21 protein-coding genes are annotated in these 26,299 nt (G+C 73.7%); 12 read left to right on the forward strand and 9 right to left on the reverse strand.

Annotated elements, in window-relative coordinates:
• Positions 1 to 16: 16 nt before the first annotated feature.
• The 3 genes from NUM_RS17975 to NUM_RS17985 form a co-directional block, all read right to left on the reverse strand.
• Positions 17 to 877 (reverse strand): carbohydrate ABC transporter permease, encoded by an 861-nt coding sequence (locus NUM_RS17975; RefSeq protein WP_207126039.1) that lies wholly within the window; start codon positions 875 to 877, stop codon positions 17 to 19.
• Positions 877 to 1,845 (reverse strand): carbohydrate ABC transporter permease, encoded by a 969-nt coding sequence (locus NUM_RS17980; RefSeq protein ID WP_207126040.1) that lies wholly within the window; start codon positions 1,843 to 1,845, stop codon positions 877 to 879. The genes NUM_RS17975 and NUM_RS17980 overlap by 1 nt, the downstream gene beginning before the upstream one ends.
• Before the next feature lie 202 nt (positions 1,846 to 2,047).
• On the reverse strand, positions 2,048 to 3,373 hold the full coding sequence (locus tag NUM_RS17985; RefSeq protein WP_207126041.1) for an extracellular solute-binding protein: 1,326 nt from the start codon (positions 3,371 to 3,373) through the stop codon (positions 2,048 to 2,050).
• A 114-nt stretch (positions 3,374 to 3,487) separates the two neighbouring features.
• Between NUM_RS17985 and NUM_RS17990 the strand changes: the two genes are divergently transcribed.
• Together NUM_RS17990 and glgP are read left to right on the forward strand one after the other, a co-directional pair.
• Positions 3,488 to 4,720, forward strand: a complete 1,233-nt coding sequence (locus NUM_RS17990; protein WP_207126042.1) for an ROK family transcriptional regulator — start codon at positions 3,488 to 3,490, stop codon at positions 4,718 to 4,720.
• 100 nt (positions 4,721 to 4,820) lie between these two features.
• Complete coding sequence (glgP, locus tag NUM_RS17995) at positions 4,821 to 7,403, forward strand: alpha-glucan family phosphorylase (protein ID WP_207126043.1); 2,583 nt, start codon at positions 4,821 to 4,823, stop codon at positions 7,401 to 7,403.
• A 14-nt stretch (positions 7,404 to 7,417) separates the two neighbouring features.
• On the opposite strand, the gene NUM_RS18000 is transcribed toward glgP, so the two are convergent.
• Positions 7,418 to 8,386 carry a LacI family DNA-binding transcriptional regulator gene (locus tag NUM_RS18000; protein WP_207126044.1) on the reverse strand — a complete coding sequence of 323 codons (969 nt, stop codon included), beginning with the start codon at positions 8,384 to 8,386 and terminating at the stop codon, positions 7,418 to 7,420.
• 400 nt (positions 8,387 to 8,786) lie between these two features.
• Between NUM_RS18000 and NUM_RS18005 the strand changes: the two genes are divergently transcribed.
• Entirely contained in the window at positions 8,787 to 9,437 is a 651-nt protein-coding gene (locus tag NUM_RS18005; protein WP_225918659.1) for an N-acetylmuramoyl-L-alanine amidase, read from the forward strand.
• A 43-nt stretch (positions 9,438 to 9,480) separates the two neighbouring features.
• Here NUM_RS18005 and glgX read toward each other — a convergent pair whose 3' ends face one another.
• Complete coding sequence (gene glgX, locus NUM_RS18010) at positions 9,481 to 11,556, reverse strand: glycogen debranching protein GlgX (protein WP_207126045.1); 2,076 nt, start codon at positions 11,554 to 11,556, stop codon at positions 9,481 to 9,483.
• 133 nt (positions 11,557 to 11,689) lie between these two features.
• On the opposite strand from glgX, the gene NUM_RS18015 reads away from it, so the two are divergent.
• The 6 genes from NUM_RS18015 to NUM_RS18040 all read left to right on the forward strand — a co-directional run bounded on the left by NUM_RS18015 (position 11,690) and on the right by NUM_RS18040 (position 18,048).
• Complete coding sequence (locus NUM_RS18015; protein ID WP_207126046.1) at positions 11,690 to 12,517, forward strand: ABC transporter ATP-binding protein; 828 nt, start codon at positions 11,690 to 11,692, stop codon at positions 12,515 to 12,517.
• Positions 12,518 to 12,644: 127 nt separating this feature from the next.
• Positions 12,645 to 13,430, forward strand: a complete 786-nt coding sequence (locus NUM_RS18020; RefSeq protein ID WP_207126047.1) for an enoyl-CoA hydratase/isomerase family protein — start codon at positions 12,645 to 12,647, stop codon at positions 13,428 to 13,430.
• A 51-nt stretch (positions 13,431 to 13,481) separates the two neighbouring features.
• Entirely contained in the window at positions 13,482 to 14,420 is a 939-nt protein-coding gene (locus NUM_RS18025) for a class I SAM-dependent methyltransferase (protein ID WP_207126048.1), read from the forward strand.
• On the forward strand, positions 14,420 to 15,529 hold the full coding sequence (locus tag NUM_RS18030; protein ID WP_207126049.1) for a hypothetical protein: 1,110 nt from the start codon (positions 14,420 to 14,422) through the stop codon (positions 15,527 to 15,529). Before NUM_RS18025 ends, NUM_RS18030 begins: the two co-directional genes overlap by 1 nt.
• A gap of 122 nt (positions 15,530 to 15,651) precedes the next feature.
• Positions 15,652 to 16,353: an acyltransferase gene (locus NUM_RS18035; RefSeq protein ID WP_207126050.1), complete on the forward strand. Its 702-nt coding sequence runs from the start codon at positions 15,652 to 15,654 to the stop codon at positions 16,351 to 16,353.
• Positions 16,354 to 16,467: 114 nt separating this feature from the next.
• Positions 16,468 to 18,048, forward strand: a complete 1,581-nt coding sequence (locus tag NUM_RS18040) for a thiamine pyrophosphate-dependent enzyme (RefSeq protein ID WP_207126051.1) — start codon at positions 16,468 to 16,470, stop codon at positions 18,046 to 18,048.
• Between the two features lie 69 nt (positions 18,049 to 18,117).
• On the opposite strand, the gene NUM_RS18050 is transcribed toward NUM_RS18040, so the two are convergent.
• From NUM_RS18050 to NUM_RS18065, 4 genes are all read right to left on the reverse strand, one after another.
• The gene (locus NUM_RS18050) at positions 18,118 to 19,608 is read right to left on the reverse strand and encodes a carbohydrate binding domain-containing protein (protein ID WP_225918661.1); all 1,491 of its coding nucleotides are present in this window, start codon (positions 19,606 to 19,608) and stop codon (positions 18,118 to 18,120) included.
• Between the two features lie 255 nt (positions 19,609 to 19,863).
• The gene (locus tag NUM_RS18055; protein ID WP_207126052.1) at positions 19,864 to 21,147 is read right to left on the reverse strand and encodes a glycosyltransferase family 4 protein; all 1,284 of its coding nucleotides are present in this window, start codon (positions 21,145 to 21,147) and stop codon (positions 19,864 to 19,866) included.
• A gap of 45 nt (positions 21,148 to 21,192) precedes the next feature.
• Positions 21,193 to 22,707 carry a DUF885 family protein gene (locus tag NUM_RS18060; RefSeq protein WP_207126053.1) on the reverse strand — a complete coding sequence of 505 codons (1,515 nt, stop codon included), beginning with the start codon at positions 22,705 to 22,707 and terminating at the stop codon, positions 21,193 to 21,195.
• A gap of 32 nt (positions 22,708 to 22,739) precedes the next feature.
• On the reverse strand, positions 22,740 to 23,534 hold the full coding sequence (locus tag NUM_RS18065; protein WP_207126054.1) for a class I SAM-dependent methyltransferase: 795 nt from the start codon (positions 23,532 to 23,534) through the stop codon (positions 22,740 to 22,742).
• Positions 23,535 to 23,743: 209 nt separating this feature from the next.
• Here NUM_RS18065 and NUM_RS18070 point away from each other — a divergent pair, with 209 nt between their 5' ends.
• Genes NUM_RS18070 through NUM_RS18080 form a run of 3 tightly spaced genes read left to right on the forward strand, consistent with a single transcriptional unit; the run spans position 23,744 to position 26,099 of the window.
• A complete protein-coding gene (locus NUM_RS18070) occupies positions 23,744 to 24,523 on the forward strand; it encodes an electron transfer flavoprotein subunit beta/FixA family protein (protein WP_207126055.1) in 780 nt (259 codons plus the stop codon).
• Positions 24,524 to 24,534: 11 nt separating this feature from the next.
• On the forward strand, positions 24,535 to 25,098 hold the full coding sequence (locus NUM_RS18075) for a hypothetical protein (RefSeq protein ID WP_207126056.1): 564 nt from the start codon (positions 24,535 to 24,537) through the stop codon (positions 25,096 to 25,098).
• A gap of 41 nt (positions 25,099 to 25,139) precedes the next feature.
• The gene (locus tag NUM_RS18080) at positions 25,140 to 26,099 is read left to right on the forward strand and encodes an electron transfer flavoprotein subunit alpha/FixB family protein (protein WP_207126057.1); all 960 of its coding nucleotides are present in this window, start codon (positions 25,140 to 25,142) and stop codon (positions 26,097 to 26,099) included.
• The last annotated feature ends 200 nt before the right edge of the window (positions 26,100 to 26,299 follow it).

Here is a 26,299-nt window from a genome sequence, read left to right on the forward strand (position 1 = left end):
CCCGGACCCACCGCCGTCATCCCTTGACCGCACCGGCGGTGAGGCCGCTCGCGACGTGCCGCTGGATGATGGCGAAGAAGACGACCACGGGCAGCGCCATCATGGTCGCGCCCGCCATCAGCGCCCCGTAGTCGACACCGTGCGCGGAGACGAACGACACCAGCCACACCGGCAGCGTCTCCTTCTGCTGGTCGGAGAGCAGCACGTACGCCATGATGTACTCGTTCCAGGACTGGATCAGGGCATAGATCGACGTCGCCACCAGGCCGGGGAACACCAGCGGCAGCACGATCCGGAAGAACGCCTGCAGCCGGGTGCAGCCGTCCACCATCGCCGCCTCCTCCAGCTCCGCCGGCACGCCGGCGACGAAGCCGCGCAGCGTCCAGATGCTGAACGGCAGGACGAACGCGAGGTAGGTCAGGACCACCCCGGACAGCTTGTTGACCTGGTCGATCGAGTTGAGCATCAGGTAGAGCGGGATGATCAGCGCGGACATCGGCACCATCTGCACGACCAGGATGGCGAAGATGAACGCGCGCCGCCCGTACCAGCGGAACCGGGCGATGGCGACGGCCGCGAGCAGCGCCAGCACCAACGCGATGATCATCGTACTGAACGCGATGATCACGCTGTTGCCCAGCGCGTCACCGAAGTGCGGCGCGTGGATCGCCCGGGAGAAGTTGGACAGGGTGGGGTGCAGCGTGGCGAAGTGCGGCGTGTAGGTCATCAGCTCGTCGCCCGGTTTGAAGGCGGTGAGCACCATCCAGTAGACCGGGAAGATCATCAGGACCGAGACGACCACGCCGACGACGTTCGCGGCGATCCGGCCCCCGCCGGGGCGCGGCCGGCGGGGCGGCGTGCTGGTGTGACTCGTCATCAGTCGATCTCTCCTTGACGCAGGCTCTGCCGGATGTAGAACACCGTGAAGACCAGCAGCAGCACCACGGTGACCACCGCGATCGCGGCGCCCAGGCTGTACTCGTTCACGCCGAAGGCGCGCACGAACGAGTAGACCCCGAGGATCTGGTACTGCGGTTCCGGCCGGCCGCCGCGCGCCACCCAGACCTGGTTGAACACCTGGAAGTCCCAGATCACCGACAGCACCGTGACGATCGTGTAGATCGGCCGCAGGATCGGGTAGGTGACCCGGAAGAAGATCTGCCGGCCGTTCGCACCGTCGACCCGGGCCGCCTCCTCCAACTCCTTCGGTACCTGGGAGATGCCGGCATAGAGGGTGATCGCGACGAACGGGATCGCGCCCCAGACCACGATCATGGTGATCACGCCGAACCCGGAGATCGTGTTCGCGTACCAGTCGTGCCCGTTCATGTCGACCCCGGGCAGCCGCCCGACCAGCCAGTTCACCACCCCGAACTCGTAGTCGAACAGCCAGTTGAACACCAGCGTCGACACCACCTGGGGCATCGCCCACACGCAGATGAGTACGACGGTGAGCAGCAGCCGGCACCACCGGGACGCCGCCCGCATCACCAGCGCGAGCACGGTGGCGAGGACCAGCGTCAGCGCCACGTTCGCGGCGGTGAACGCCACGGTGCGCAGCACGACGAGGAAGAACTCGGGGTCGGAGAGGATCTTCGCGTAGTTGCCGAGGCCGATGAACGGTGCCGGCAGCCCGCTGAACAGCTCCCGCTGGGTCAGGTCCTGCACTGACAGCAGCGCGAGCTTGACCAGTGGGTAGCCCTGGACGCCGGCCAGCACGACCACGGTCGGCAGGATCAGCAGGTAACCGATCGTCTTGGGGGCGAGACGGCGCCGGCGGCGTGGCGCTGGCCCCGGCGGCGCCGCACCGGCGGCCTGGGCCGGGGCCTGGGTGGAGGCGGACATGCTGCTCCCTGCGGTGAGTGTGGTGCGCCGGACCGGCCCTGCGGTGGGCGTGTCGCGCGGGGCCGGATCCGGGCCGGCTCGGCGGGTCGGGCCGGCCCGACGCGGGAGGTTCGTCGGGCCGACCCGACCGTGGGGGTGGATGCCGGGCCGACCCGATCGAGGGGGTCTGGTCGGCCGAGCCGACCCGGCGGGTCAGGGACGGTCAGGAACCGTTGAGGGCCTGCTCGACCTGCTGGTTCATCTCCTTGCAGGCGTCCGCGACGCTCTTCTTGCCGGTCGCGATGGCGGACAGCCCGTTCTGCAGGATCGAGCTCTTCTCGACCTTCGGCCAGCCGGTCGAGATCGGCACCATCCAGCTGTCGGTGGCCGACGAGGCCGCCGCGGACAGCGCCGGGTCGGACTTCGCCTGCTCCAGCAGCGTGGTCGTGTTCGGCACGTTGCCGGCCTTCATCAGCAGCTTCTCGTTGGACTGCGAGGTCATCGCCGCGGTCCAGGCCGCCGCCCAGTCCGGGTGCTGGCTCTTGGCCGTGATGGCGAGGTCCGAGCCGCCGGCGAACGACTGCATGGCCTCCTTGCCGGAGCCGCTGGGCATCGCGAAGCTGCCGATGGAGTCCTTCAGCTTCGGGTTGCCGCCGTTGCCGTCGGCGTAGACGCTGCCGCCCTCCCAGCCCAGGCCGTACATCATCGCGACGTGGCCCTGCGCCATCACCGTGTACTGCTGGGGATTGGCCTCGTCGCTGGTCTTGCTGGCCTTGGACAGCTGGTCGGACAGCGCCTTCCACTGGGTGAGGCCCTTGATCGCGGCCGGCGAGTCGAGGCCGCCGACCCACTTGTCACCCTTCTTGGTGGCGATGGTGCCGCCGGCGTCCCGCACGAACGACATCGCCGAGTACCAGAACTTGCCCGGCATGTAGAAGGCGGAGAACTTCGGGTCGGAGCCGTACTTCTTGTTCAGCTTGCCGCCGTCGGTCATCAGCTCGGCGAGGGTCTTCGGCGGGGTGCTGATCCCGGCCTTGGCGAACATGTCCTTGCGGTAGAACACGATCCGGCTGCCCGAGTAGTAGGGCACGCAGTAGACCTTGCCCTCGTACGTGCAGGACGCGGCGAGGCCGGAGTTCCAGTTGGCCGAGTCGGCGAACAGGTTCTTCGAGTCGGTCAGGTCCCGGAACGCGCCGTTGGCCAGGTACGAGGTGGTCTCGGTGTCGCCCATCTCGACCACGTCCGGCACGTGCTTGCCGGTCAGGGCCGCGTCCAACTTGGTCAGGTGGTCGTTCCAGGCCTGGTAGCTGACCTTGACCTTGACCTTCGGGAACTTCTTGTGGAACGAGGTGGTGGCGGCCTTGACCGCGTTCGGCCAGCTGGACTGCGCGTCGACCTGCAGCCAGACGGTGAGCGTGCCGGTCGCGTTCTTGTCGCCCTTGGTGTCGATCTTGCCGGTGCTGCCGGCGGCCCCACTGCCGTTGCCGCACGCTGCGGCTCCCAACAGGACCGCGGCCAGTCCGGCGGCGGCCATCAGCCGATGTTTCACGCATCCTCCCTGGATGTGGTGCGCTCAGGCGATCACCGCCGGCGCTCTAAGCTGGCGGTTGTCCCCGTGGGAATCTAATAGGAAAGTTTCCTAAAGACTAGAGGACGAATGGTGATGAGTCGACGCCGTCAGCCCGGCACGCCGCGGTTGTTACGAGCTCTTAATGACCGCGCTGCCCTCGAACTGCTGCTCGCGCACGGCCCGCTGACCCGGGCCAAGCTCGGCGAGCTGACCGGGCTGTCGAAGGTCACCGCGTCCCAGCTGGTCGAACGGCTGGAGCAGCGAGGCCTGGTCGAGCGGGTCGGGGTGTCCGCCGGCGGCCGCGGACCCAACGCCCAGCTCTACGCGGTCGTGGCCTCCGCCGCGTACGTGGTGGGGATGGCCATCGGCCCGCACGGCGTCACCGCCCAGGCCGCCGACCTCACCGGCGCCGAACACGGCCGGGTCGAGGTCGCCGCCGACATCTCCGACGACCCGGTCGGGCTGGTGCACGAGGTGCTCGCGCAGGCGGCGAAGGCCGCCGAGGTACCGGCCGGCAAGATCCGGCACGTGGTGCTCGGCTCGCCCGGCGTGATCGACCCCCGCTCCGGCGAGGTGTCGTTCTCCTGGGAGCTGCCGCGCTGGCACCGCGGCCTGCTCGCCGCCCTGACCGCCGACCTGAACCGGCCGGTCCGGATCGTCAACGACGTCAACCTGGCCGCCGTCGCCGAACACCGGCTCGGCGCCGGCGCCGGCGTGGACGACTTCGTCCTGCTGTGGTGCGACCGCGGCATGGGCGTCGGCGTGATGCTCGACGGCCGGCTCTACCAGGGCGTACTCGGTGCCGCCGGTGAGGTCGGCTACCTGCCGGTGCCCGGCGTCGAGCTGGTGCACGGGGTCACCCGCGCGCACAAGGCGCCGTACAGCGCGCTCGCCGGCGCCGAGCCCATCCGGGCGCTCGCCCGCGAGCACGGCTTCCGGCAGCGCACCGCCGCCGCGGCGGTGGCCGCCGCCGTCGCCGACCCGGAGCGGGGCGGCCCGCTGCTGGACGAGATCGCCCGGCGCATCGCGCTCGGCGCCGCCGCCGTGTCCGTCGTGCTCGACCCCGGCCTGGTGGTGCTCGCCGGCGAGGTCGGCTCGGCCGGCGGCGACGAGCTCGCCACCCGGGTCGAGCGCGAGGTGCGCGAGCTGGCGCCGGTCGCCCCGAAGGTCGTCGGTACCATCATCGACGCCGACCCGGTGCTGCACGGCGCGGTGCTGACCGCGCTGGCCTCCGCCCGGGAGGAGATCTTCGAGGGCACCGATCTCGACGGCGCGGATCTCGACGGTACCGACGCGGACGACGCCGAGCCGGAGCCCGCACCGTGACGCCACGACGTACTTTCCGGTCCGTCGTCGTGACCCAATCCGAGCTGCCTCGGGCGTTTCGGCCCGGCCCGGGGCGCGCAGCCGGTACTGTCCAGAACCCGTGAGAGCGCTCCGAAGGTTCACGGTCCGGGCCACCCTGCCCGAGCCGCTGGCCGCCCTCGACGACATTGCCGGCAACCTGCGCTGGGCCTGGCATCCACCCACCCGCGACCTGTTCGCGGCGATCGATCCGGCCGGCTGGCAGGCGGTCGGACAGGACCCGGTGCGGCTGCTGGCACGCCTGTCCGCGCCGCGGCTGGCCGAGCTCGCCGCCGACCCGGAGTTCCGGCTGCGGCTCGACGCGGTGCACGCCGACCTGCGCCGCTACCTGACCGAGCCCCGCTGGTACCAGACGCTGCCGGCCGAGGTGCCGGCCTCGATCGCGTACTTCTCGCCGGAGTTCGGGATCACCGAGACGCAGCCGCAGTACTCCGGTGGGCTCGGCATCCTCGCCGGCGACCACCTGAAGACGGCGAGCGACCTGGGCGTACCGATCGTGGGGGTCGGCCTGCTCTACCGTGCCGGGTACTTCACCCAGGGGCTGACCGCGGACGGCTGGCAGACCGAGCAGTACCCGACGGTGGACCCCGGCCAGCTGCCGCTGCGGCTGCTGCGCGAGGCGTCCGGTGCGCCGGTGGTGATCGGCGTCGGGCTGCCCGAGGGGCGCACCCTGCGGGCCCAGGTCTGGCAGGCGTACGTCGGCCGGGTCACGCTGCTGCTGCTCGACAGCGACGTGCCGGACAACGGGCCGGCCGAGCGGGCCGTCACCGACCGGCTCTACGGCGGCGGTGTCGACCACCGGCTGGTCCAGGAGGCGCTGCTGGGCATCGGCGGTGTCCGGGCGGTACGCGCCTGGTGCCGGGTCACCGGTGCCCCCGCGCCGGAGGTGTACCACACCAACGAGGGGCACGCCGGATTCCTCGGCCTGGAACGGATCCGGGAGCTGGTCGAGCCGGGCGAGCTGGACTTCGACGCGGCGCTGCGGATCGTGCGGGCCGGCACCGTGTTCACCACCCACACCCCGGTACCGGCCGGCATCGACCGGTTCCCGCGCGAGACGATCGAGCGGTTCTTCGGCGGCGACAACGCGAGCCCGGGGATGCCGGCGGACCGGATCCTCGCGCTCGGCGCGGAGACCGACCCGGCGGTGTTCAACATGGCGCACATGGGGCTGCGGCTGGCCCAGCACGCCAACGGCGTGTCCGCGCTGCACGGCCAGGTCAGCCGGGAGATGTTCGCGTCGCTGTGGCCCGGCTTCGACGTCGCCGAGGTGCCGATCACCTCGGTCACCAACGGCGTGCACGGCGGTACCTGGGTGTCCAGGCCGGGGCTGGAGCTGGCGCAGCGGGCCGGCGTCGACACCTCGGAGTCGCCGGCGGCCGAGGCGCCGTACGAGACGGACGCGTTCGCGAAGGTGGCCGCGATGCCGGCCGGTGACCTGTGGGCGGTGCGCCGCGAGCTGCGCGCCAACCTGGTCGCCGAGGTACGCCGCCGGCTGCGCGCCTCGGCGCTGCGGCGCGGCGCCACCGAGGCCGAGCTCGGCTGGGTGGCCGACGCGCTCGACACCGACGTGCTGACGATCGGTTTCGCCCGGCGGGTGCCCAGCTACAAGCGGCTGACCCTGATGCTCGCCGACCGGGCCCGGCTGCAGCGGCTGCTCACCGACACCGACCGACCGGTACAGGTGGTGGTGGCGGGCAAGGCGCACCCGGCCGACGACGGCGGCAAGCGGCTGATCCAGGAGATGGTCACCTTCGCCGACGATCCGGGGCTGCGGCAGCGGATCGTGTTCCTGCCCGACTACGACATGCGGCTGGCCCGGCACCTGGTCGCCGGCTGCGACGTGTGGCTCAACAACCCGCAGCGGCCGCTGGAGGCGTGCGGCACGTCCGGGATGAAGTCGGCGCTCAACGGCGGCCTCAACCTGTCCATCCGGGACGGCTGGTGGGACGAGCTGTACGACGGTCGCAACGGGTGGGCGATCCCCACCGCGGCGGGCGTCGGCGACCCGGGCCGGCGCGACGCGCTGGAGGCCGGCGCGCTCTACGAGCTGCTCGAACAGCAGGTGGTACCGCTGTTCTACGCGCGCGACGACGACGGGGTGCCGGCCGGCTGGGTCGAGGCGGTCCGGCACACGCTGACCACGCTCGGCCCGCGGGTGCTCGCCGACCGGATGCTCACCGAGTACGTCGACCGGCTGTACCGGCCGGCGGCGCTGGCGTCGCGGCGGATGGCGGCCGACGGCGGCACCCCGGGCCGCGAGCTCGCCGAGTTCGCCGGCCGGGCGGCCGCGGCGTGGTCGGCGGTCGCCGTCGAGCAGGTGGAGCTCGACGACCACGCCGCCCCGGCACTCGGCGCGGCGCTGCGGGTCCGGGCCCGGGTACGGCTCGGCCGGTTGGCGCCGACCGAGGTGCGGGTGCAGGCGTGCACCGGTGCGCTCGGCGAGGACGGCTCGGACGAGCTGACCGCGGTGGTCACCGAGCCGATGCGGCTGGTCGACGGCGACCCCGAGGCGGGCTACACGTACGCCGCGGACGTCCCGCTCACCCGCGCCGGCGTGGCCGGCTGCACCGTGCGCATCCTGCCCGCGCACCCCCTGCTCACCGCCCCCACCGACCTTCCGCTGGTCCGCTACCCGGCCTGACCGGGGTACGGCGGTCAGCGCAGGGTGGTGGAGGCGCGGACGACGAGGGTGGGTGCGAGGGCGATGCGGCGGGTGGGGCCGCCGCGCGGGCGGTCCAGCAGGCGCAGGCACTCGGCGGCGATCTGCTGGTGCGGTTGCCGCACGGTGGTCAGCGGCGGGTCGGCGAGCGCGGCGAAGCCGTTGTCGTCGAACCCGGTGACCACCACCTCGCCGGGCACCGAGATGCCGGCCGCGCGCAGCCCCTGCAGTACGCCGAGGGCGATCTCGTCGTTGACGCACACCACGGCGTCCGGCAGCGGGCCCCGTTCGCGCAGCTCGTCGACGGCGCGCACACCCCACTCGACGCCGTACGCGCCGAGCAGCGGTTCGGCGGTCGACAGGCCGTGCCGGGCGGCGGCCGGGCCGAACTCGGCGAGCCGGGTGCGGCCGGCGGACGACTCGGAGACGGTGCCGACCAGCACCGCGGTGCGGGCGCCGACCTGCGCGAGGTGCTCGGTGAGCAGCCGCAGGCCGGCGACGTCGTCGACGCCGACCCAGTCCAGCGCGGTGTCCGCGACCGACCGGTCGACCTGGACCACCGGCACCTCGCCGGCGATCGAGGTCAGCGCGGCGGCGCTGGCGACCGTACTGACCGGGGCGACGATCAGGCCGTCGACCTGCCGGTCGGCGAGGGCGTGGATGCGCGACGACTCGACGGTGGCGTCGCGCTGCGCGTCGCACAGCAGCAGTTGCCGGTTGTCGTCGCCGAGGCAGCGTTCGATCGCCTCGACCAGGACCGGATAGAACGGGTTGGAGATCTGCGGGACGACCATGCCGATGGTGTCGGTGCGCTGGGTGCGCAGCGCGCTCGCGACCCGGTTCTGCCGGTAGCCGAGTGCGGTGGCGGCGTCCCGGACCCGGACCGCGATCTGCTCGCCGACCGGGCGGGCGCCGGTAAGCGCGCGCGAGGCGGTCGACACCGACACGCCGGCCGCACGGGCCACGTCGCGGATGGTGACGCGCACGGCTACCGGCTCGCCGGGGTACGGGGACCGCGCGGTCGCCGGTGGCCCAGGTCCTGCTGGGGGCTGCCCGGTGCGTCCGGCCCCCGTCGTGTCGGCCCCATGCCACCTCCCGTTCGCGCGGCGGTCACGCCGCGTCCTTCCGTACCGGGACTGTATCGGCCGGCGGGGCCGGCGGGGTCGCCGGCGGCGGGCACTGCGGTACGGCACACGCCACCGGCCCGGGGTGGTACGCCCCGGCTGTGTAGGAAAGAATCGCGGTGTCTCTTTCGGTTGGAAACTATTGACACGCGGATTCTCGTGTATTAAGCCTGTCTGATCGGATTATCCGGTTATCGCCCGGTAGCCGTCCGGCGCCGGGCCCAGGTTCTGGGGAGTGCCCATGACTTCGGTCCACAGAGGACTGTCTCGCCGCGCGCTGTTCACCGCCGCGGCCGGGGCCGCCGGCGCCGGCGTGCTCGGTGCCGGCCTGGCCGGCGCCGCATCCGCCGCACCGAGCGGGGCTGGCGCGCCCGCGGCCGGCGCGGCGGCGGGCCGCAAGGCCAGCGGTGTCGACTACCCGGCCGCGCACTGGGTGCCGGCCAGCACCAGCAACTACACCAAGTCGAACCGGCCCAGCACGTACCCGATCGAGCTGGTGGTCATCCACGTCACCCAGGAGACGTTCGCCGACACCATCACGCTGTTCCAGGACCCGAGCCACGCCGCCTGCGCGCACTACGTGACGCGCTCCGCCGACGGGTACATCGACCAGATGGTGCGGGAGAAGGACATCGCCTGGCACGCCGGCAACTGGGACTACAACACCCGCAGCATCGGCATCGAGCACGAGGGCTGGGTCGACGACCCGAGCTGGTTCACCGACGCGATGTACTCCGCGTCGGCGAAGCTGACCCGCAGCATCTGCGATCGGTACGGCATCGCGATGGACCGGGACCACATCATCGGGCACGTGGAGGTGCCCGGCACCGACCACACCGACCCCGGCCCGTACTGGGACTGGGACAAGTACATGGCCCTCGTCCGGGCCTGACCGGCCACCGCCCCGACCGGCCACCGCCGCGACCGGTCGGCGCTCAGCCGGTCGCGGCGACGTCGACGGCGCGCAGCACGAGCAGGCTGCGCGCCGTCATCGTGATCCGCTCGCCCGCCGCGTACTCGCCGGCCGACCCCTCCGCGGTGTCGAGCACGACCTGCCACCGCGCCGCCGCCCGCGGCAGCCGTACCGACGCGTCGACCTCGGCGCCGTGCAGGTACAGCAGGTAGGAGCCGCCGGCCCCGGCCGACGCAGGTCCCGCCGTGGAGGCTGCCGGGTCGCCGGTGTCGGCGCGGGCGCCGTCGAGGAAGGCGCCGAGGGTGCCGGCGCCGCCGGCGTGCCAGTCCGCGGCGGTCACCTCGGCGCCGTCGGCGCGGTACCAGACCAGGTCACGCCGGCCGTCGACGGCGGCACCGGTGAAGAAGTGCCGGCGCCGGAACACCGGCTCGGTGGCGCGCAGTTCCAGCAGCCGGGTGGTGAACGCGAGCAGTTCGGGGTCCGCGCCGGCCCAGTCGACGTGCGACACCTCGTTGTCCTGGCAGTACGCGTTGTTGTTGCCGCGCTGGGTGCGACCCAGCTCGTCGCCGGCCAGCAGCATCGGCACCCCGGCCGACAGCAGCAGCGTGCCGAGCAGGTTGCGCACCTGCCGGCGCCGCCGGGCCAGCACCGCCGGGTCGTCGGTGTCGCCCTCGACGCCGTTGTTCTCCGACCGGTTGTCGTCGGTACCGTCGGCGCCGCCCTCGCCGTTCGCCTCGTTGTGCTTGTGGGCGTAGCTGACCACGTCGCGCAGCGTGAACCCGTCGTGGGCGGTGACGAAGTTGACCGACGCGCCGGGGCCGCGGCCGCCCTCGCCGTACAGGTCCTCGGAGCCGGCGAGGCGGGTGCCGAGCTCGGCCAGGCTGTCCGCCCGGCCCCGCCAGAAGTCGCGCACCGCGTCCCGGTACCGGCCGTTCCACTCCGACCAGCCCGGCCCGAACCCGCCGACCCGGTAGCCGCCGGCGCCCAGGTCCCACGGCTCGGCGATCAGCCGTACCTTGCGCAGCACCGGGTCGGCCGCGACCGCGGCGAGGAAACCCGGGTACTGCGCCACGCCCGACTCGCCCCGCAGCAGCGCGCTGGCCAGGTCGAACCGGAACCCGTCCACGCCGAGCGCGAGCACCCAGTACCGCAGCGAGTCCAGGACCAGGCGCAGCGTCGCGGGCTGCCGGACGTCGAGGGTGTTGCCGCAGCCGGTGAAGTCGCGGTAGCGGGCCGGATCGCCCGGCTCCAGCCGGTAGTAGGTACGGTTCGCGAGGCCGCGCCAGCTCAGCGTCGGCCCGGTCGGCGGCCCCTCCGCGGTGTGGTTGTAGACCACGTCGAGGATCACCTCGATGCCGGCGTCGTGCAGCACCGCGACCATGTCCCGGAACTCGGCGACCGGGTCGGCGGTGGCGGCGAAGCGGGTGTCCGGCGCGAAGTAGCCGAGCGTGTTGTAGCCCCAGTAGTTGGTCAGCCCGCGCTGCGCCAGGAACGGCTCGGTCGCGCTGTGCTGGACCGGCAGCAGCTCCACCGCGGTCACCCCGAGCCGGCGCAGGTGCGACACCGCCGCGGGATGCGCCAGCCCGGCGTAGCTGCCCCGCAGCCGCTCCGGCACCTGCTCCAGCCGGGCGGTGAACCCGCGCACGTGCAGCTCGTACAGCACCGTGTCGGTCCACGGCCGCAACGGCGGGCGCCACACCTGCGCCGGCGCCGCGGTCACCACCCCGCGCGGCAGGTACGGCGCCGAGTCGTGCTCGTCCGGCGCGCCGTCGGCGCCGACGCTGCGCAACGCCGGATGGTCCGCCGGCGCCCCGGTCAGCCGCCGCGCGTACGGGTCGACCAGCAGCTTCGCCGGGTTGAACCAGTGCCCGCGGTGCGGCTGCCACGGCCCGTACGCGCGCAGGCCGTACCGGTCGCCGACGCCGACGCCGGGCACGTGGCCGTACCAGACGTCGTCGATCCGCTCGGTCAGCCGCACCCGGCGCTCGCCGCCGGACCGTTCGGTGCCGTCGTACAGGCACACCTCGACCGCGTCGGCGTGTGCCGCGCACACCGCGAAGCGCACCCCGTCCGCCATCGGTGTCGCACCCAGCTCCATGCCACCTCCACCGCCGGCCGGCACCGACCTCCGGCTGCACCGCCGGTCGGCGCCGACCCGCTGTCTCCGCCGCCGGTCGCTACGACCTCCATGATCGCCGCCGACACCCGATCGCACCCGCCGGCGGCCATGATTGGATGGCGCGGTGGCAGCCAACACCGATCCCGATCTGGTCGTCGCGCTGGACGCGGTGACGGTCATCCGCGACGAGCTCGCCCTGGTCCGCGACGTCAGCTGGCAGGTGGAGCTGGACGAGCGCTGGGTGGTGCTCGGTCCCAACGGCGCGGGCAAGACCACCCTGCTCAACCTGGCGGCCGGCCGGCTCTACCCGACCACCGGCACGGTGCACGTGCTCGCCGAGCGGCTCGGCGGCACCAACGTCGCCGAGCTGCGTACCCGGCTCGGGCTGGTCGGCGGCCATCACGTGGTGCGGATCCCGCCGGACGAGACGGTGCACGACGCGGTGCTCACCGCCGCCTGGGGCGTGCTCGGCCGGTACCGGGAGAGCTACGACGCGATGGACGACGCCCGGGCCGACGAGCTGCTGGCCCGCTGGGGCGTCGCCGGGCTCGCCGGGCGCCGGTACGGGACGCTGTCCGATGGTGAGCGCAAGCGGGTACAGATCGCCCGGGCGCTGATGACCGACCCCGAGCTGCTGCTGTTCGACGAGCCGGCCGCCGGCCTGGACCTGGGCGGCCGGGAGGACCTGGTGCACCGGCTGGCGACGCTCGCCGTGGACCCGGACGCGCCGGCGATCGTGCTGGTCACCCACCACGTCGAGGAGATCCCGCCGGGCTTCACGCACGCCCTGCTGGTCCGCGACGGCGCGGTCGTCGCCGCCGGCCCGGTCGACCGGGTGATCACCGGCGACAACCTGTCCGACACGTTCGGCCTGCCGCTCGCGGTCAACCGGATCGGCGACCGCTACACCGCCCTGGCCCGGCCGGTACCGGCGCTCTGACCTGCGGTGTCGGCGGCGGCGCCGGCGCATCGGGCGGTGCGCTCCGGGCGGGGGCTACCGACCGGTTAAGGTCGGTGCGAGGCGGCGCCGCGACCCGGCCCGCAGCTTCGTGATCGAGGAGGTCGCAGTGGGGGAGTTCGTTCGGCTGGAGACGCTCGACGAGCAGCCGGGGGTCGGCGTGATCCGCCTGACCCGGCCGCCGATGAACGCGCTCAACTCGACCGTGCAGGCCGAGCTGAAGGCCGCCGCGGCCGAGGCGACCAGCCGGGACGACGTCCGCGCCGTGATCGTGTACGGCGGCGAGAAGGTGTTCGCCGCCGGCGCCGACATCAAGGAGATGGCCGACGAGGGGTACGCGCAGATGGCCGGCCGGGCGCTGGAGCTGTCCGCCGCGTTCGACGCCATCGCCCGCATCCCGAAGCCGGTGGTCGCCGCGATCACCGGGTACGCGCTGGGTGGCGGCTGCGAGCTGGCGCTGGCCTGCGACTTCCGCGTCGCCGCCGCGGACGCGAAGCTCGGCCAGCCGGAGATCGGCCTCGGCATCATCCCCGGCGCCGGTGGCACCCAGCGGCTGCCCCGGCTGATCGGCCCGTCGAAGGCCAAGGAGCTGATCTTCACCGGCCGGCACGTCGCCGCCGACGAGGCGCTGCGCATCGGCCTGGTCGACGCGGTCGTCCCGGCCGGCGAGTCGGTGTTCGACGCCGCGGTGGCCTCGGTCCGGCCCTACCTGACCGGGCCGGCGCAGGCGTTGCGTGCCGCCAAGCAGGCCGTCGACGGTGGCCTGTCGGTCGACCTGGCGAGCGGGCTGGCGCTGGAGAGCCACCTGTTCGCGGCGCTGTTCGCCACCGAGGACAAGAACGTCGGCATGCGGGCGTTCCTGGCCAAGGCCAAGCCCGACTTCACGGGGAAGTGACCCGATGAACGAGCCCGGTCCCGTCGGCGTCCCGGCGAAGGAGGAACGTCGGTGAGCCAGTCGCACCCGAGTGCCGCCGAGGTGGCGGCCGCCCGCGACGATCCGAAGCAGGCGAACATCCTCTACCACGACTGGGAAGCCAACACCTACGACGAGAAGTGGTCGATCTCGTACGACGAGCGCTGCGTCAGCTACGCCCGGGACCGGTTCGCGCACGTGGCCGGCACCGAGGGCTGGCCGTACCGCAACGCGCTGGAGCTGGGCTGCGGCACCGGGTTCTTCCTGCTCAACCTGATGCAGGCGGGCGTGATCGAGAAGGGTCACGTCACCGACATCTCGCCGGGCATGGTCGAGGTGGCGCTGCGCAACGCCAAGCAGCTCGACCTGGACGTGGACGGCCGGGTCAGCGACGCCGAGACGATCTCGTACGACGACGCGAGCTTCGACCTGGTCGTCGGGCACGCCATGCTGCACCACATCCCGGACGTCGAGCAGGCGCTGCGCGAGGTGCTGCGGGTGCTGCGGCCTGGTGGCCGGTTCGTGTTCTGCGGCGAACCGAGCAAGGTCGGCGACTTCTACGCCCGCAAGCTCGGCCAGCTGACCTGGTGGGCCACCACCAACCTCACCAAGCTGCCCGGGTTGACCGACTGGCGCCGGCCGCAGGCCGAACTGGACGAGTCCTCCGCGGCGGCGGCGCTGGAGGCGGTCGTGGACATCCACACGTTCGATCCGCAGCAGCTGCGCCGGACCGCGATCCGGGCCGGTGCGATGGACGTCGAGGTGGCCACCGACGAGCTGACCGCGGCGCTGCTCGGCTGGCCGGTGCGTACCTTCGAGGCGGCGGTGCCGAAGGAGAAGCTCGGCTGGGGTTGGGCCAACTTCGCCTACCACTCCTGGCGGGCACTGTCCAGTGTGGACACGAACGTGCTGTCGCACCTGGTGCCGAAGGAGCTGTTCTACAACGTCGAGATCACGGGTGTGAAGCCGTAGTGCCGGACATCGCCGGTACCGCCGACCAGCCGCCCGGGTCCGTCACCCCGGGGCCGGACGCCACGCCGCCTGGCCGGTCCGCGCCGGAACCGGCGGCGAGCGATCCGGTCGCCCGGGAACCGGAGGCGTTGGACTCCACTGTGGACGGTGCGCCGGCCGACGCCGACCCGGACGCCCGGACCGACGCCGCCGATCAGCTCCCGAGCCCCGGCGACGCCGCCGATCAGCTCCCGAGCCCCGGCGACGGCGACGCGTCGGCCGCGAGTGTGGCCGAGCCCGAGCCCGGCGGCGACGACACGGCGGGCGCCGACGATACCGCGGCGGGATGCGACGAGACAGCAGACGCCGGCGATGCCGCGGCCGACGGCGACGCATCGGCCGCGAGTGCGGCCGAACCTGAGCCCGAGCCCGGCGGCGACGGCGAGACCGCTGCGGTGGCGGACGGGGCGGGGGTCGACGGCGGGACCGACCCGGCGGCGCCCGGCGCCGACGGGCCGACCGACCCCGGGGAGCTGGACGAGCTGACCGCAGTGCTGGACGACGGCTCCGACGAGCCGCGGCGGCACTGGCTGCGGTACCCCGGGCTGTTCGGTGCGCTGACCGTCGTCGCGCTGGTCATCCTGGTGCCGTGCGGCGCCGGCATCCTGTTCTTCACCGGCGCGTTCGCCGACCCCGGTGCGTACGGGCGTGCCCCCGACGCGTGCGCCCGGCTCACCGCGCACCAGGTCGAGGCGGCGTTCGGAGCCGGTCTGGTCCGCGACTACCCGTCGGACACCGGCGACGAATCGAGCTGCACCTACCTGGGCGGCGCCGCCTCCGGCCGCAACGCGCGGGTCACCCTGACCCTGACCCGGTACGGGACGAAGGGGCCGCTGTCCGCCCCGCGGATGGCGCACGCCGGCTTCACCTCCGACCTGTCCGGCACCCGCGATCGCGCCACGCTGGCCGGGCTCGGCGACGAGGCGGCCCGGGTCACCTCGGACACCGGTACGACCGTGCTGGTGCGGCGCAGCAACCTGGTGCTGCGGCTGGACGCGTCCGGCGACATCGAGGACCCGAGCCGCGGGGTCACCAGCACCGCGCGTGCCCTGGTCGGCTCGCTGCGCTGACCGCGTACCGCCCGGCGAACGCCGGCCCGCGTCTCCGGCGCCGCCCGCCGCGCTCGGTGGGCGGGCCGGCTGCCCGCCGCCGGGTGGCTCGGCCGGACCGGCCCGTCGGGTACTTTCGGGGCATGGTGCGGGGGCGACGCGAGCGGCGGCAGGCGAGGTTTCTGACCCGTGCGTCGCTCGCCTGGATCTGGCGGCACCGCGCCTTCACCCCGTACTACCTGCTGCGCTACTGGCGGTTCGCGCTGCTGCGGCTGCGCCGGGCGGACGTGGTGACCGAGGGGTTCGTGTTCCTGGGCCGGCGGGTCGAGCTGACCGCGCCGCGGGGCCGGGGCCGGATCGTGCTGGGCCGCTGGTCGCACCTGGGTGACGGCACCGCGATCCGGGCGCACGAGGGCACCGTGCACATCGGCGACAAGGTGGTGCTCGGCGCCGACGTGCGGATCAACGGCTATCTGGACATCGAGGTCGGCGCCGCGACGCTGATCGCGGACTGGGTCTACGTGGCCGATTTCGACCACGTCACCACCGACCTGACCCGGCCGATCAAGGACCAGGGGATCGTCAAGTCGCCGGTGCGGATCGGCCCGGACTGCTGGCTCGGTACCAAGGCGACCGTCACCCGCGGCGTCCGGATCGGCCGCGGCAGCGTGCTCGCCGCGAACGCGGTGGCCACCCGCGACATCGACGAGTACACGATCGCCGGCGGGGTGCCGGCCCGGCCGCTGCGCAGCCGGCTGCCGCTGCCGGAACTGCGGGTCGAGGCGCCGGCCCGGCCCGCTCGTCCTGCCCGGTTCGCGCCCGGAGCGACGCCGGCCGGGCCATGATCGACCCAGGGGCCGCCTCGAAGCCCCGGCCGGGCGAGCCGGCGGAGGTCGAGGCGGGCCCTGGCCCGTCGCGACGCCGCCGTACCGGCGGGTGCCGATCGGCGGGCGGAGGGGGTGAGACGGATGGTGTCCGGGCGCGGCGGGGAGCTGGCCGTGGCGGCGCTCTCCGGGTACGGCATCGGCGAGGTGTTCACGCCGGCCGGCGAGCACGTGCCCGCGATCCACGACGCGGCGCGGGCGGCTCGGATGCGCGTCGTCGAAGTACGGCACGAGCAGACCGCGGTGTTCGCCGCGGAGGCGGTCGCGACGTTGCTGCGCCGGCCTGGCCTGGCGGTGCTCGGCGCCGGTCCCGGCGTCACCAACGCCGTCTCCGCGATCACCGCCGCCCACTTCAACGCCGCCCCGGTGGTGGTACTGGCCGGCCGGGCGCCGGCGTGGCGCTGGGGTTCGGGCAGCCTGCCGGCACTCGACCACGTCGCCATCGTCGAGTCGGTGACCAGGTCGGCGGCCACCTGTACCGAGGTGGGCAACATCGGCGTCGACGTGCGCGCGGCGGTCCTCGCGGCACTCACCCCGCACCGCGGTCCGGCGTTCCTGGACCTGCCGATGGACGTGGTGTTCTGCGCCGGTGAGGCGGAGCTGCCGGCGGCGACGTTGCCGCCGCCGGTCGAGCCGGACCCGGCGGCGGTGGCCCGGGCCGGTGCGTTGCTCGCCGCGGCCGAGCGGCCGGTGATCGTCGCCGGCTCCGACGTGTACAGCGCGGACGCGGTGGCCGCGTTGCGCGAGTGCGCCGAGACCTGGCGGATACCGGTGTTCACCACCGGGCTGGCGCGCGGCGCGCTGCCCGGCGACCATCCGCTCGCCTTCCGGTGCTGCAAGCGGGCCGCGCTGGCCCGGGCGGACCTGGTCGCGGTCCTCGGTACCGCACCGGACCTGCGGCTCGGCGGCGGTACCGACGCCCGGTTGATCCACGTGGTCGACGCGCCCCCCGCGGCCGATGGCCCGCCCGGCGACGACGGGACGCTGTGGGTGGCGGGTGACCTGCGGTTGGTGCTGTCCGGGATGGCCGACCACCGGGGCGTGCGGGCCGACCACGCGGACTGGATCGAGCTGCTGCGCGTCGCCGAGGACACCGCCCGGGCCCAGGAGGCCGGTCACCTCGCCGACGACCGCGAACCGATCCGGGCCACCCGGCTGTACGCGGAGCTGCGCCGGGCGCTGACCGACGACGCGATCATCGTCGGCGACGGCGGCGACGTGGTGTCCGCCGCGGCCCGCCACCTCGATCCGGGCCGGCCCGGCAGCTGGCTGGACGGCGGCCGGTACGGCAACGGCGGCGCCGGCCTCGGCTACGCGCTCGGCGCCGCGCTGGCCTGCCCGGACCGCCCGGTGTGCGGGCTGCTCGGCGACGGCGCCGCCGCCGGCTCGGTACTGGAGGTCGAGTCGCTGGTCCGGCACCACCTGCCGGTCGTGCTGGTGGTCGGCAACAACGGCAGCTTCGGTACCGCCGGGCTGCGCGGCGCCGACGACCGGACGCCGGGGCTGCGGCTGGAGAAGGTGGTGGCCGCCCTCGGCGGCGCCGGCGAGACCGTCGCCACCGCGCGGGAACTCGCGCCGGCGCTGCGCCGCGCGTTCGAGTCCCGGGTGCCGTACCTGCTCAACGTGCTGATCGAGCCCCGCCCCGACCCCGAGTGACCGGCGATCGGGGGCACCGCGGGGCTCGGCGCCGACGACGCCGAGCCCCGCCCCCGTTGCCCGGTACGGTCAGCTCACGCCGACGTCGTCGACGTCGACGGCGCCCTGCCCGTACCAGCCGTGCACGAAGACCTGCACGGTGCCGCTGCCGCCGGTGGTGAAGGTGGCCGACAGCTTCGTGTACCCGCCGGCGTTGGTCCAGGTGCTCGCGTCGGTGGCGGCACCGGTGGTGCCGAGGAACGCGTAGTCGCCCTGCACGTAGGCGGTGAGGGTGTACGTGGTGTTCGCGTGCAGCGTCACCGACTGGGTGCAGGTGGCGTTGTCGGACGCGGTCGGCGCCAGCTCCAGCGCCCCGGAGCCGCCGTGGGTCGGCGACGACACGATGCTGCCGGTACCGCCGGTGCAGGTCCACGGGGACAGCGAGCCGGTCTCGAAGTCGCCGTTGACCAGGCCGCTGCCGGTGGGCGGGGTGGTGGGCGGCGTCGTCGGTGGGGTCGTCGGCGGGGTGGTCGGGCCGGTGCCGCCGCCGTTGAACGCGGCGAACGTGTGGCTGAAGTACCAGGTGTCCTGCTGGATGCCGGAGCAGCTGTCCGAGCCGCCGGTGCCGGGGCAACTGCCGTTGTCACGTTGCAGCGCCCAGAACGACAGCGCGGCGAGACCCTTGTCCTGCGCCCACTGCTCGACCACCGGCGCGTCGGCCGTGGTGAACGTCTCCGCCGCGCCGTAGTCGTCGATGCCGGGCATCTCGATGACGCCGATCATGTGCCACAGCTCGGCGGCCGACTTGTTCGGGTACAGCCCGGCGAGCTGGCTCTGCAGTCCGGTCGTGGCGGTCTTCGTGTCGGTGGCCATCTCGTGGTTCGCGCCGTCGTAGTAGTCGAACGTCATGATGTTGACGACGTCGATCCGCGCCCCGTGGGACACGGCGCTGCGCAGCACGTTCAGCCCGGAGCTGGCGAGGCCGCTGGTGGTCGTCGGCAGCGTGTAGGCGAACTGGACGGTGCGACCGTTGCTCGCGGCCCAGTCCTCCACCTGCTTGATCGCGGCGTTGCGGCGGTCGATGCCGGCGGAGTTGGTCAGCGAGTTGTCCTCGATGTCGAGGTCGAGCCGGGTCACGTCGTAGGTGGTGATCACCTTCTCGTACGCGGCGGCGATCTTGCCGACGTCGGTGCACGAGTCGGCGATCTCGGTGCCGGTGTTGTCCGCCGTGTACCCGCCGAACGACGGGATCACGTCACCGCCGCCGGCGCGGATCGTGTCGATGTCGCTGCCGTACTGGCTCGTGTCGACCGGCATCGAGCTGTCGCCGTCCCAGTACGGCGTGCACGAGCCCTTCGACGCGGTCTGCAGGAACGCGAGCGTGAGGTACTTGTTGCCGGACTGCTGGGCCAGCTGGGCCAGGCTGTCACCGTTGTAGGTCTCGAAGTACGGGGCGGACACGTGCGCCGGCAGCGTGCTCGCCGCGGTCGCCGGTCCGCTGACCGCGAACCCGATGGCGACGGCGCCGCCGAGCACGGTACCGGCCGCCGCGAGCGCGGCGGTCAGGCGTGATCGAAGCATGTGGGGCTCCTTGACACGGAGGGGTGACGCAGGGGGAGACCGGTCGCGCGCCCGGCTTATCAGTAAGGTTTCCTAACTGATGCAGTGCACTTAAGTACGTTTCACCCCGCCTGTCAAGCGTCGTCCCCTGCGCCGGCTTGCCCTCAACACGGCGGTCGGCGTGCCCCGACACGGCGGTACGGACCGGTCGAACCGGCGCGGACGATGGAGCGGACCCGGCTCGGCCGGCCGGCTGGCCGGCACGGCATCGGTGACTCAGGCAGAGCCGTCGCGGAGCAGGTTGCCGTCCGGAACCACGATCGGCGGGATCGGGCCGTCCGCCGTACCGGCCGCGCGCAGCGCCCGCTCGTCCCGCCGTGCCTGGTCGTAGGCGTCGAGGGTGCGCTCGGCGATCACCGGCCAGGCGTAGCGGGCGGCCACCAGGCTGCGGCCCCGCCGGGCCAGCCGGCGCGCGAGCACCTCGTCTGCCAGTACCGAGCTGACCGCCTCGGCGAGCGAGCGCGGGTCCTTCGGCGCGAAGCTGACCGCGGCGAGGCCCGCCGCGACGAACTCGCCGAGCCCGCCGGTCGCCGACACCGCGAGCGGCGCGCCGGCGCTCGCCGCCTCCACCGCCACCATCCCGAACGGCTCGTACCGGCTCGGCACCACCGCGCAGTCGGCGGCGGCGAACAGCGCCGGCAGCTCGGCGCCGAGGAAGCCGACGAACTCGACGGTGCGCGACAGCCGCCGGCGCCGGACCTCGGCGACCAGCTCCTCGGCGTACTTGCCCTCGCCGGCGACGACCACCCGCAGCCCGGGGAACCGCCGGCGCAGCGTCGGCGTGGCCGCGATCAGGTCCTGTACGCCTTTCTCGTGCACCAGCCGGCCGGCGTACACCACCAGCGGGCCGTCGCCGCCGAACCGCTGCCGGGCGGCGCGCACCTGGCCCGGGGTGGCGGTGAACGCGGCCGGGTCGACGCCGTTCGGGATCACCCGAACCTTGCCGGCCGGCAGCTCGAACAGCCGGCTGACCTCCCAGCGCATGTAGTCCGAGCAGACCAGCACCCGGCGCGCCTCGTACGTCAGCCACCATTCGACCGAGTGGATGCAGCGGTTCAGCTCGCCCGGCAGCCAGCCGGAGTGCCGGCCCGCCTCGGTGGCGTGCACGGTCGCCACCAGCGGTACGCCCAGGTGGTGCTTGAGCGTCACCGCGGCGTGCGTGACCAGCCAGTCGTGCCCGTGCACTACGTCGAAGCCCCGCTCGCCGGCGACCCGCAGGGCGGCCCGGGTCAGCGCGTGGTTGAGCGACATGGTGAACGCCAGCAACGTCTCGGTACTGAACGGGAACAGCGGCGGGTCGGCCGGCGCACGCACCACCCGCACCCCGTCGCGGATCTCGTCCAGCGGCGCCTCGGTGCCGTCGGCCTCGGTGCCGTGCCGGGTCACCACGGTGACCTCGTGTCCGGCCGCGGCGAGCGCCACCGACAGCGCGTGCACGTGCCGACCGAGGCCACCGACGACGACCGGCGGATATTCCCAGGACAGCATCAGCACGCGCATGGGCACCGATTCTGGCACCCGTTACCCGCTGGTACGCACCCCGGGTCAGCCGCGGTCGATCGCCGTGTCGAGCAGGCCCAGCGGCGGCGCGCCGAGGTCGAGCACCGCGGCATGGAACCGGGGGAGCGAGAACCCCGCCCCCCACGCCGCCCGGGCCCGGTCCCGCACCTGCCCGAGCACCAGCTTGCCCCAGGTGTACCGGCCGTACGTCGGGTCGAACGTGCCCCGGTACGCCTCGGCCAGCGCGGCCGGCCCCTGCAGGTGCGCGTCCGAGGTGAACAGTGCCGCCGCCTCGTCGACGCTCATCGCGCCGGTGTGCAGGCCGATCGCCGCGGTCAGCCGGACCACCCGGACCAGTGCCTCCAGCGCCACGCCCGCGGTGTAGCGGGGATCGTCGGCGTGGAACCCCTGTTCCAGCGCCATCTCCTCGGCGTAGTGCGCCCAGCCCTCCACGAACGCCTCGCCGATCAGCGTGCGGCGCACCGCCGACGGTGCCCGGCGCAGCGCCCGGGAGTGCGAGAAGTGGCCCGGCGCCACCTCGTGCACGGTGATCGCCGGCAGGCTGGTACGGCTGAACACCGCGAGCCACTGCTCCCGGTCGGCGGCCGGCCAGCCCGGCTCCGGCGGCGTCACGTGGTACCAGCTCGGCGCGTCCGGCTCGTACGGTGCGGCCCACGCCATCATCGCCATCGCCCAGCGCCGCGACTCCGGTGCCGGGCCGACCAGGCACTCCCCGTCGGTGTACGGCGCCAGCACGTGCCGGGCGGTCCACTCGATCACCTCGGCGGTCAGCGCCCGCGCCTCGGCCAGCACCCCGTCGATGCCCGGATGGTCGGCGGCCAGCGCCGCGACCGTGGCCGCGGTGCCGGCGTCCGGGTCGATCCGCCGGCACGCCTCGGCGAGCATCGCGCGCAGCCGGTGCCGCTCGGCGTCGGCCGTCTCGGCGAGCTCACCCAGCCGTACCGGCATCGCCTCGGACGCGGACAGCAGCCCGGCCAGCCCCGCCTCGCCCAGCGCCGAGGAGTCCGGCCCGGTCCGGGCGCAGCCCTGCAGGTGGTCGAGCAGCCGGCGGTGCGCGGCGGCGGCCGCCGCGCCGGCATCGCCGTCCTCCGGGCGGATCTGGCCGGCCAGCCCGCGGGCCGCCGACAGGGTGGCGCTCGCGACCGGCCCCGGCACCGCGTCCAGCGCCTCGATCGCCGCGTCGACCGCGTCCGGCCAGGCGGCGAGATGCGCGGCGCGGGCGGCGGACCGCTCCGGCGCCGGCGCGTACTCGCGGTCGTAGCAGGCCAGGTCGAGGTTCGCCACGTGGTAGAGCGGGTTGCTGCGGTGCAGCGCGAGCTCCCCGTACTCGACCCGGGCCGACGCCTCGGCCGCCGACGCGTGCGCCTGGTCGTGCGGATCGGGGTACACGTGCGCGCCGGCCGGGGCCAGCCGGGACAGCGCGGCGGCGACCCCGGCGGGCGACAGATCCTGGACCACGCCGTCGTACTCGTGCCGGCCGACCGACTCGCGGGCGGTCGGCACCATCAGGTCGCAGAGCGCGCGCAGCCGTGCATCCATGCGCGGACCCTACCGCCCGACCGGCCCCATGATCAGACTTTTTCGGCGACCACGACCAGGTCCAGCGCGCCGTCGAGGTCCGATGTGGACAGTACGAAGTCGGCCGCGGTCACCGCGTCGACCAACGCGGCGAGCCCGGCCGGCCAGTCCGCGGCCGGCGTCGCGAGCTGCGCCTCGACCAGGCCCGCGCCGTACCGCCGGCGGCAGCGCTCGTCCAGCTCGGCGAGTCGGGCGCCGGCGTGCAGCCCGTACGTCGTCGCGCCCGGCAGTACCGCGGCGACCAGCGCGGCGAGCTCGGCGGCGGACAGTTCGCGGGAGTGGTAGATGTTGCGCGGCCGGTCGGTGGCCGGGTCGTACCCGGGGGAGAAGGTGAGCCGGTTCGGGGTGCTGAGCACCAGGGTGCCGCCCGGCGCGAGCACCCGGGCGCACTCGGCCAGGTGCGCCGGCTGGTCCCACAGGTGCTCGATCAGCTGCATGCTGACCACCGCCGCCACCGCACCGGTACGCACCGGCAGCGCCACCGCGTTGCCCCGGGCCACCGGAACCGCGGGGTAGCGCCGGCGCACGTGCGCGAGCGTGGCCGCGTCGTAGTCCAGCCCGAGCACCCGCCGCCGTGCACCGCTCGCCCCGTCACCCGCGGTGGTGCCGGCGGTGAGCAGGTCCGCGCCGTAGCCCTCGCCGACGCCGATCTCCAGCACCCGGCCGGCCGGCAGCAGCGGCTCGACCACCCGGTAGGCGGCCTCGTGCCGGCGGAACCAGTAGTTCTCCACCGGCAGGTCGGGGACGGTGCGCTCGCCGGTCAGCGGCAGCGCGGGGAGGGTCGGCATGCCCGCACCCTAGAGGTCCGGGCCGGGCCGGCCCCGGGCCGGTACGGCTGTGAGATGTATCGCGGTGGTCGCCGCGCGCGGCTGGCTACCCGCTAGTAACATTGCTCGGGAAGGATCCGCCGGCCGGCAGACTATGTTGGCTGCGTGCGACCGGTCACCGGTCGTGGTCTCGTGACAATGCTCGGGTTAGCAGGAGGTCTGCGGCAACGATGAACATCGTCGTCCTGGTCAAGCAGGTACCGGACTCCGGTGCCGAGCGCACGCTGAAGTCCGATGACTGGACGGTCGACCGCGCGTCGGCCAGCAACGTCATCAACGAGATGGACGAGTACGCCATCGAGGAGGCGCTGCGCATCACCGAGGCGCAGGGCGGCGAGGTCACCCTGCTGACCGTCGGCCCCGACCGCGCCACCGAGTCGATCCGCAAGGCCCTGTCGATGGGCCCGAACGGGGCCGTGCACGTCGTCGACGACGCGATTGCCGGCTCCGACGCGGTGCAGACCTCCGCGGTCATCGCCGCCGCGCTCGGCACCCTGGAGTGGGACCTGGTCCTCGCCGGCGCCGAGGCCACCGACGGCCGGGTGCAGGTCATCCCGCACATGATCGCCGAGCGGCTCGGCGTCCCGGCGCTCACCGGCGCCCGCAAGCTCACCGTGGACGGCGACACCCGGACCATCGAGCGCCAGACCGACGAGGGGTACGAGGTCGTGGCGGCCACCGGCAAGGCGATCGTCAGCGTCTGGGACACCATCAACGAGCCGCGGTACCCGTCGTTCAAGGGCATCATGGCGGCCAAGAAGAAGCCGGTGAAGACGCTGTCGCTGGCCGACCTGGGCATCGAGCCCACCGCGGTGGGTGGTGCGAACGCGCACACCACGGTGCTGTCGGCGCAGCCCCGGCCGGCCCGGCAGGCCGGTACCCGGGTGCCCGACGAGGGCGAGGGCGGCGTCGCGCTGGTCGAGTTCCTGGCCACCGAGAAGTTCGTCTAAGTTACTCGGTCATGACCTACCCTTCCCAGCCCGGCCCGGTGCCGGCGGCGCAGCCGTCCGGACCCGGTTCGCCTGTGCCCCAACAGTTCCCGCCGCAGCAGCCGCCGGGCCAGTACCCACCGCCGGCCGGTGGACCGCAGCCCCCGGCCGCGCAGTACGCGCCCGGCCCGCCGCCCCAGTACGCGCCGCCCCAGTCCGGGTCGCCGCAGTACGGGCAGCCCCAGTACGGGCAGTCCCAGTACGGGCAGTCCCAGTACGGGCAGTCCCAGTACGGGCAGCCGGGTCCGGCGCCGCAGGGCTACGGGCCGGGCGCGGGGCAGCAGGGATACGGGCAGCCGGGCGCGGCGCTGACGGCGACGTTCGTCAAGCACACCGGGATGCTGCTGCTGTGGCAGCAGAACACGCGCCGCTACCAGGGCAGCTTCGAGCAGATCACCGCGAAGTACAAGCAGGCGCAGCTGCACTGCCTGCTGGCCGGCTGGTGGTCGATCAGCTCGGTGATCTTCTTCAACTGGTTCGCGCTGGGCAAGAACATGTACGAATACGGCAAGGTCAAGAAGGCCGCCGGGCGGTAGCCGCCCGCACCGATTGACCGCGATCGCGGAGGCAAGGACAGATGGCTGAGGTACTGGTCGTCGCGGACGGCACGGCGTCGGGCGGCGTGCGGAAGGCGACCCTGGAGGCGCTGACGCTGGCCCGCCGGCTCGGCGAACCCGCCGCGGTGGTGCTGGGTGCGCCCGGCACCGCCGACGCGCTCGCCGGCCCGCTCGCCGAGTACGGCGCGGTCAAGATCTACGCCGCCGAGAGCGACGAGATCGCCGGCCACCTGGTGGCGCCGAAGGCGGAGGTGCTGGCCCGGCTGGTCGGCGAGGTGTCGCCGGCGGCGGTGCTGCTGCCCTCCTCTCAGGAGGGCAAGGAGATCGCCGGGCGGCTGGCGGTCAAGCTGGACGCCGGGCTGCTCACCGATGTCTCCGACATCGCCGCCGACGGCACCGTCACCCAGGTGGTGTTCGCCGGCTCGACCATCGTCACCGCGAAGGCGAACGGCCTGCCGGTCGTCACGGTCCGGTCGAACTCGGTCTCCCCGGAGCCGGCCCCGGCCGCCGGTGAGCGGGTCAGCGTCGACGCCACGGTGTCCGACGCGGCGAAGGGCGCCACGGTGCTGGAGCGGGTCGCCGAGCAGAAGGGCTCCCGGCCGGAGCTGACCGAGGCAGGGGTGGTCGTCTCCGGTGGGCGCGGTGTCGCCAGCGCCGAGAACTTCGCCCTGATCGAGGAGCTGGCCGACCTGCTCGGCGGCGCGGTCGGCGCGTCCCGGGCCGCGGTCGACTCCGGCTTCTACCCGCACCAGTTCCAGGTCGGCCAGACCGGCAAGACCGTCTCGCCGCAGCTGTACCTGGCGATCGGCATCTCCGGCGCGATCCAGCACCGGGCCGGCATGCAGACCTCGAAGACCATCGTCGCGATCAACAAGGACGACGAGGCGCCGATCTTCGAACTGGCCGACTACGGCATCGTGGGCGACCTGTTCAAGGTCGTCCCGCAGGCGGTCGAGCAGATCCGCAAGCGCCAGGGCTGACCCGGCGCCGATCCGAGCCGAAGCGGTACGTCGCAGTGGCGGCGTACCGCTTCGTGCCGTCCACCCGAATCCCGGCCGCGGCTGGCCGGCCCGCCCCGGACCGGGGCCGGCGCGGCACAGGGTCTGCGGTGACGATCTGTCGTACCGGGGGCTTGACAATCCTGCGCATCCCGGCAACGCCCGGCGTGCCGCCCGCGCGC

The organism is Actinocatenispora comari, assembly GCF_017312725.1.
Lineage (GTDB): Bacteria > Actinomycetota > Actinomycetes > Mycobacteriales > Micromonosporaceae > Actinocatenispora > Actinocatenispora comari.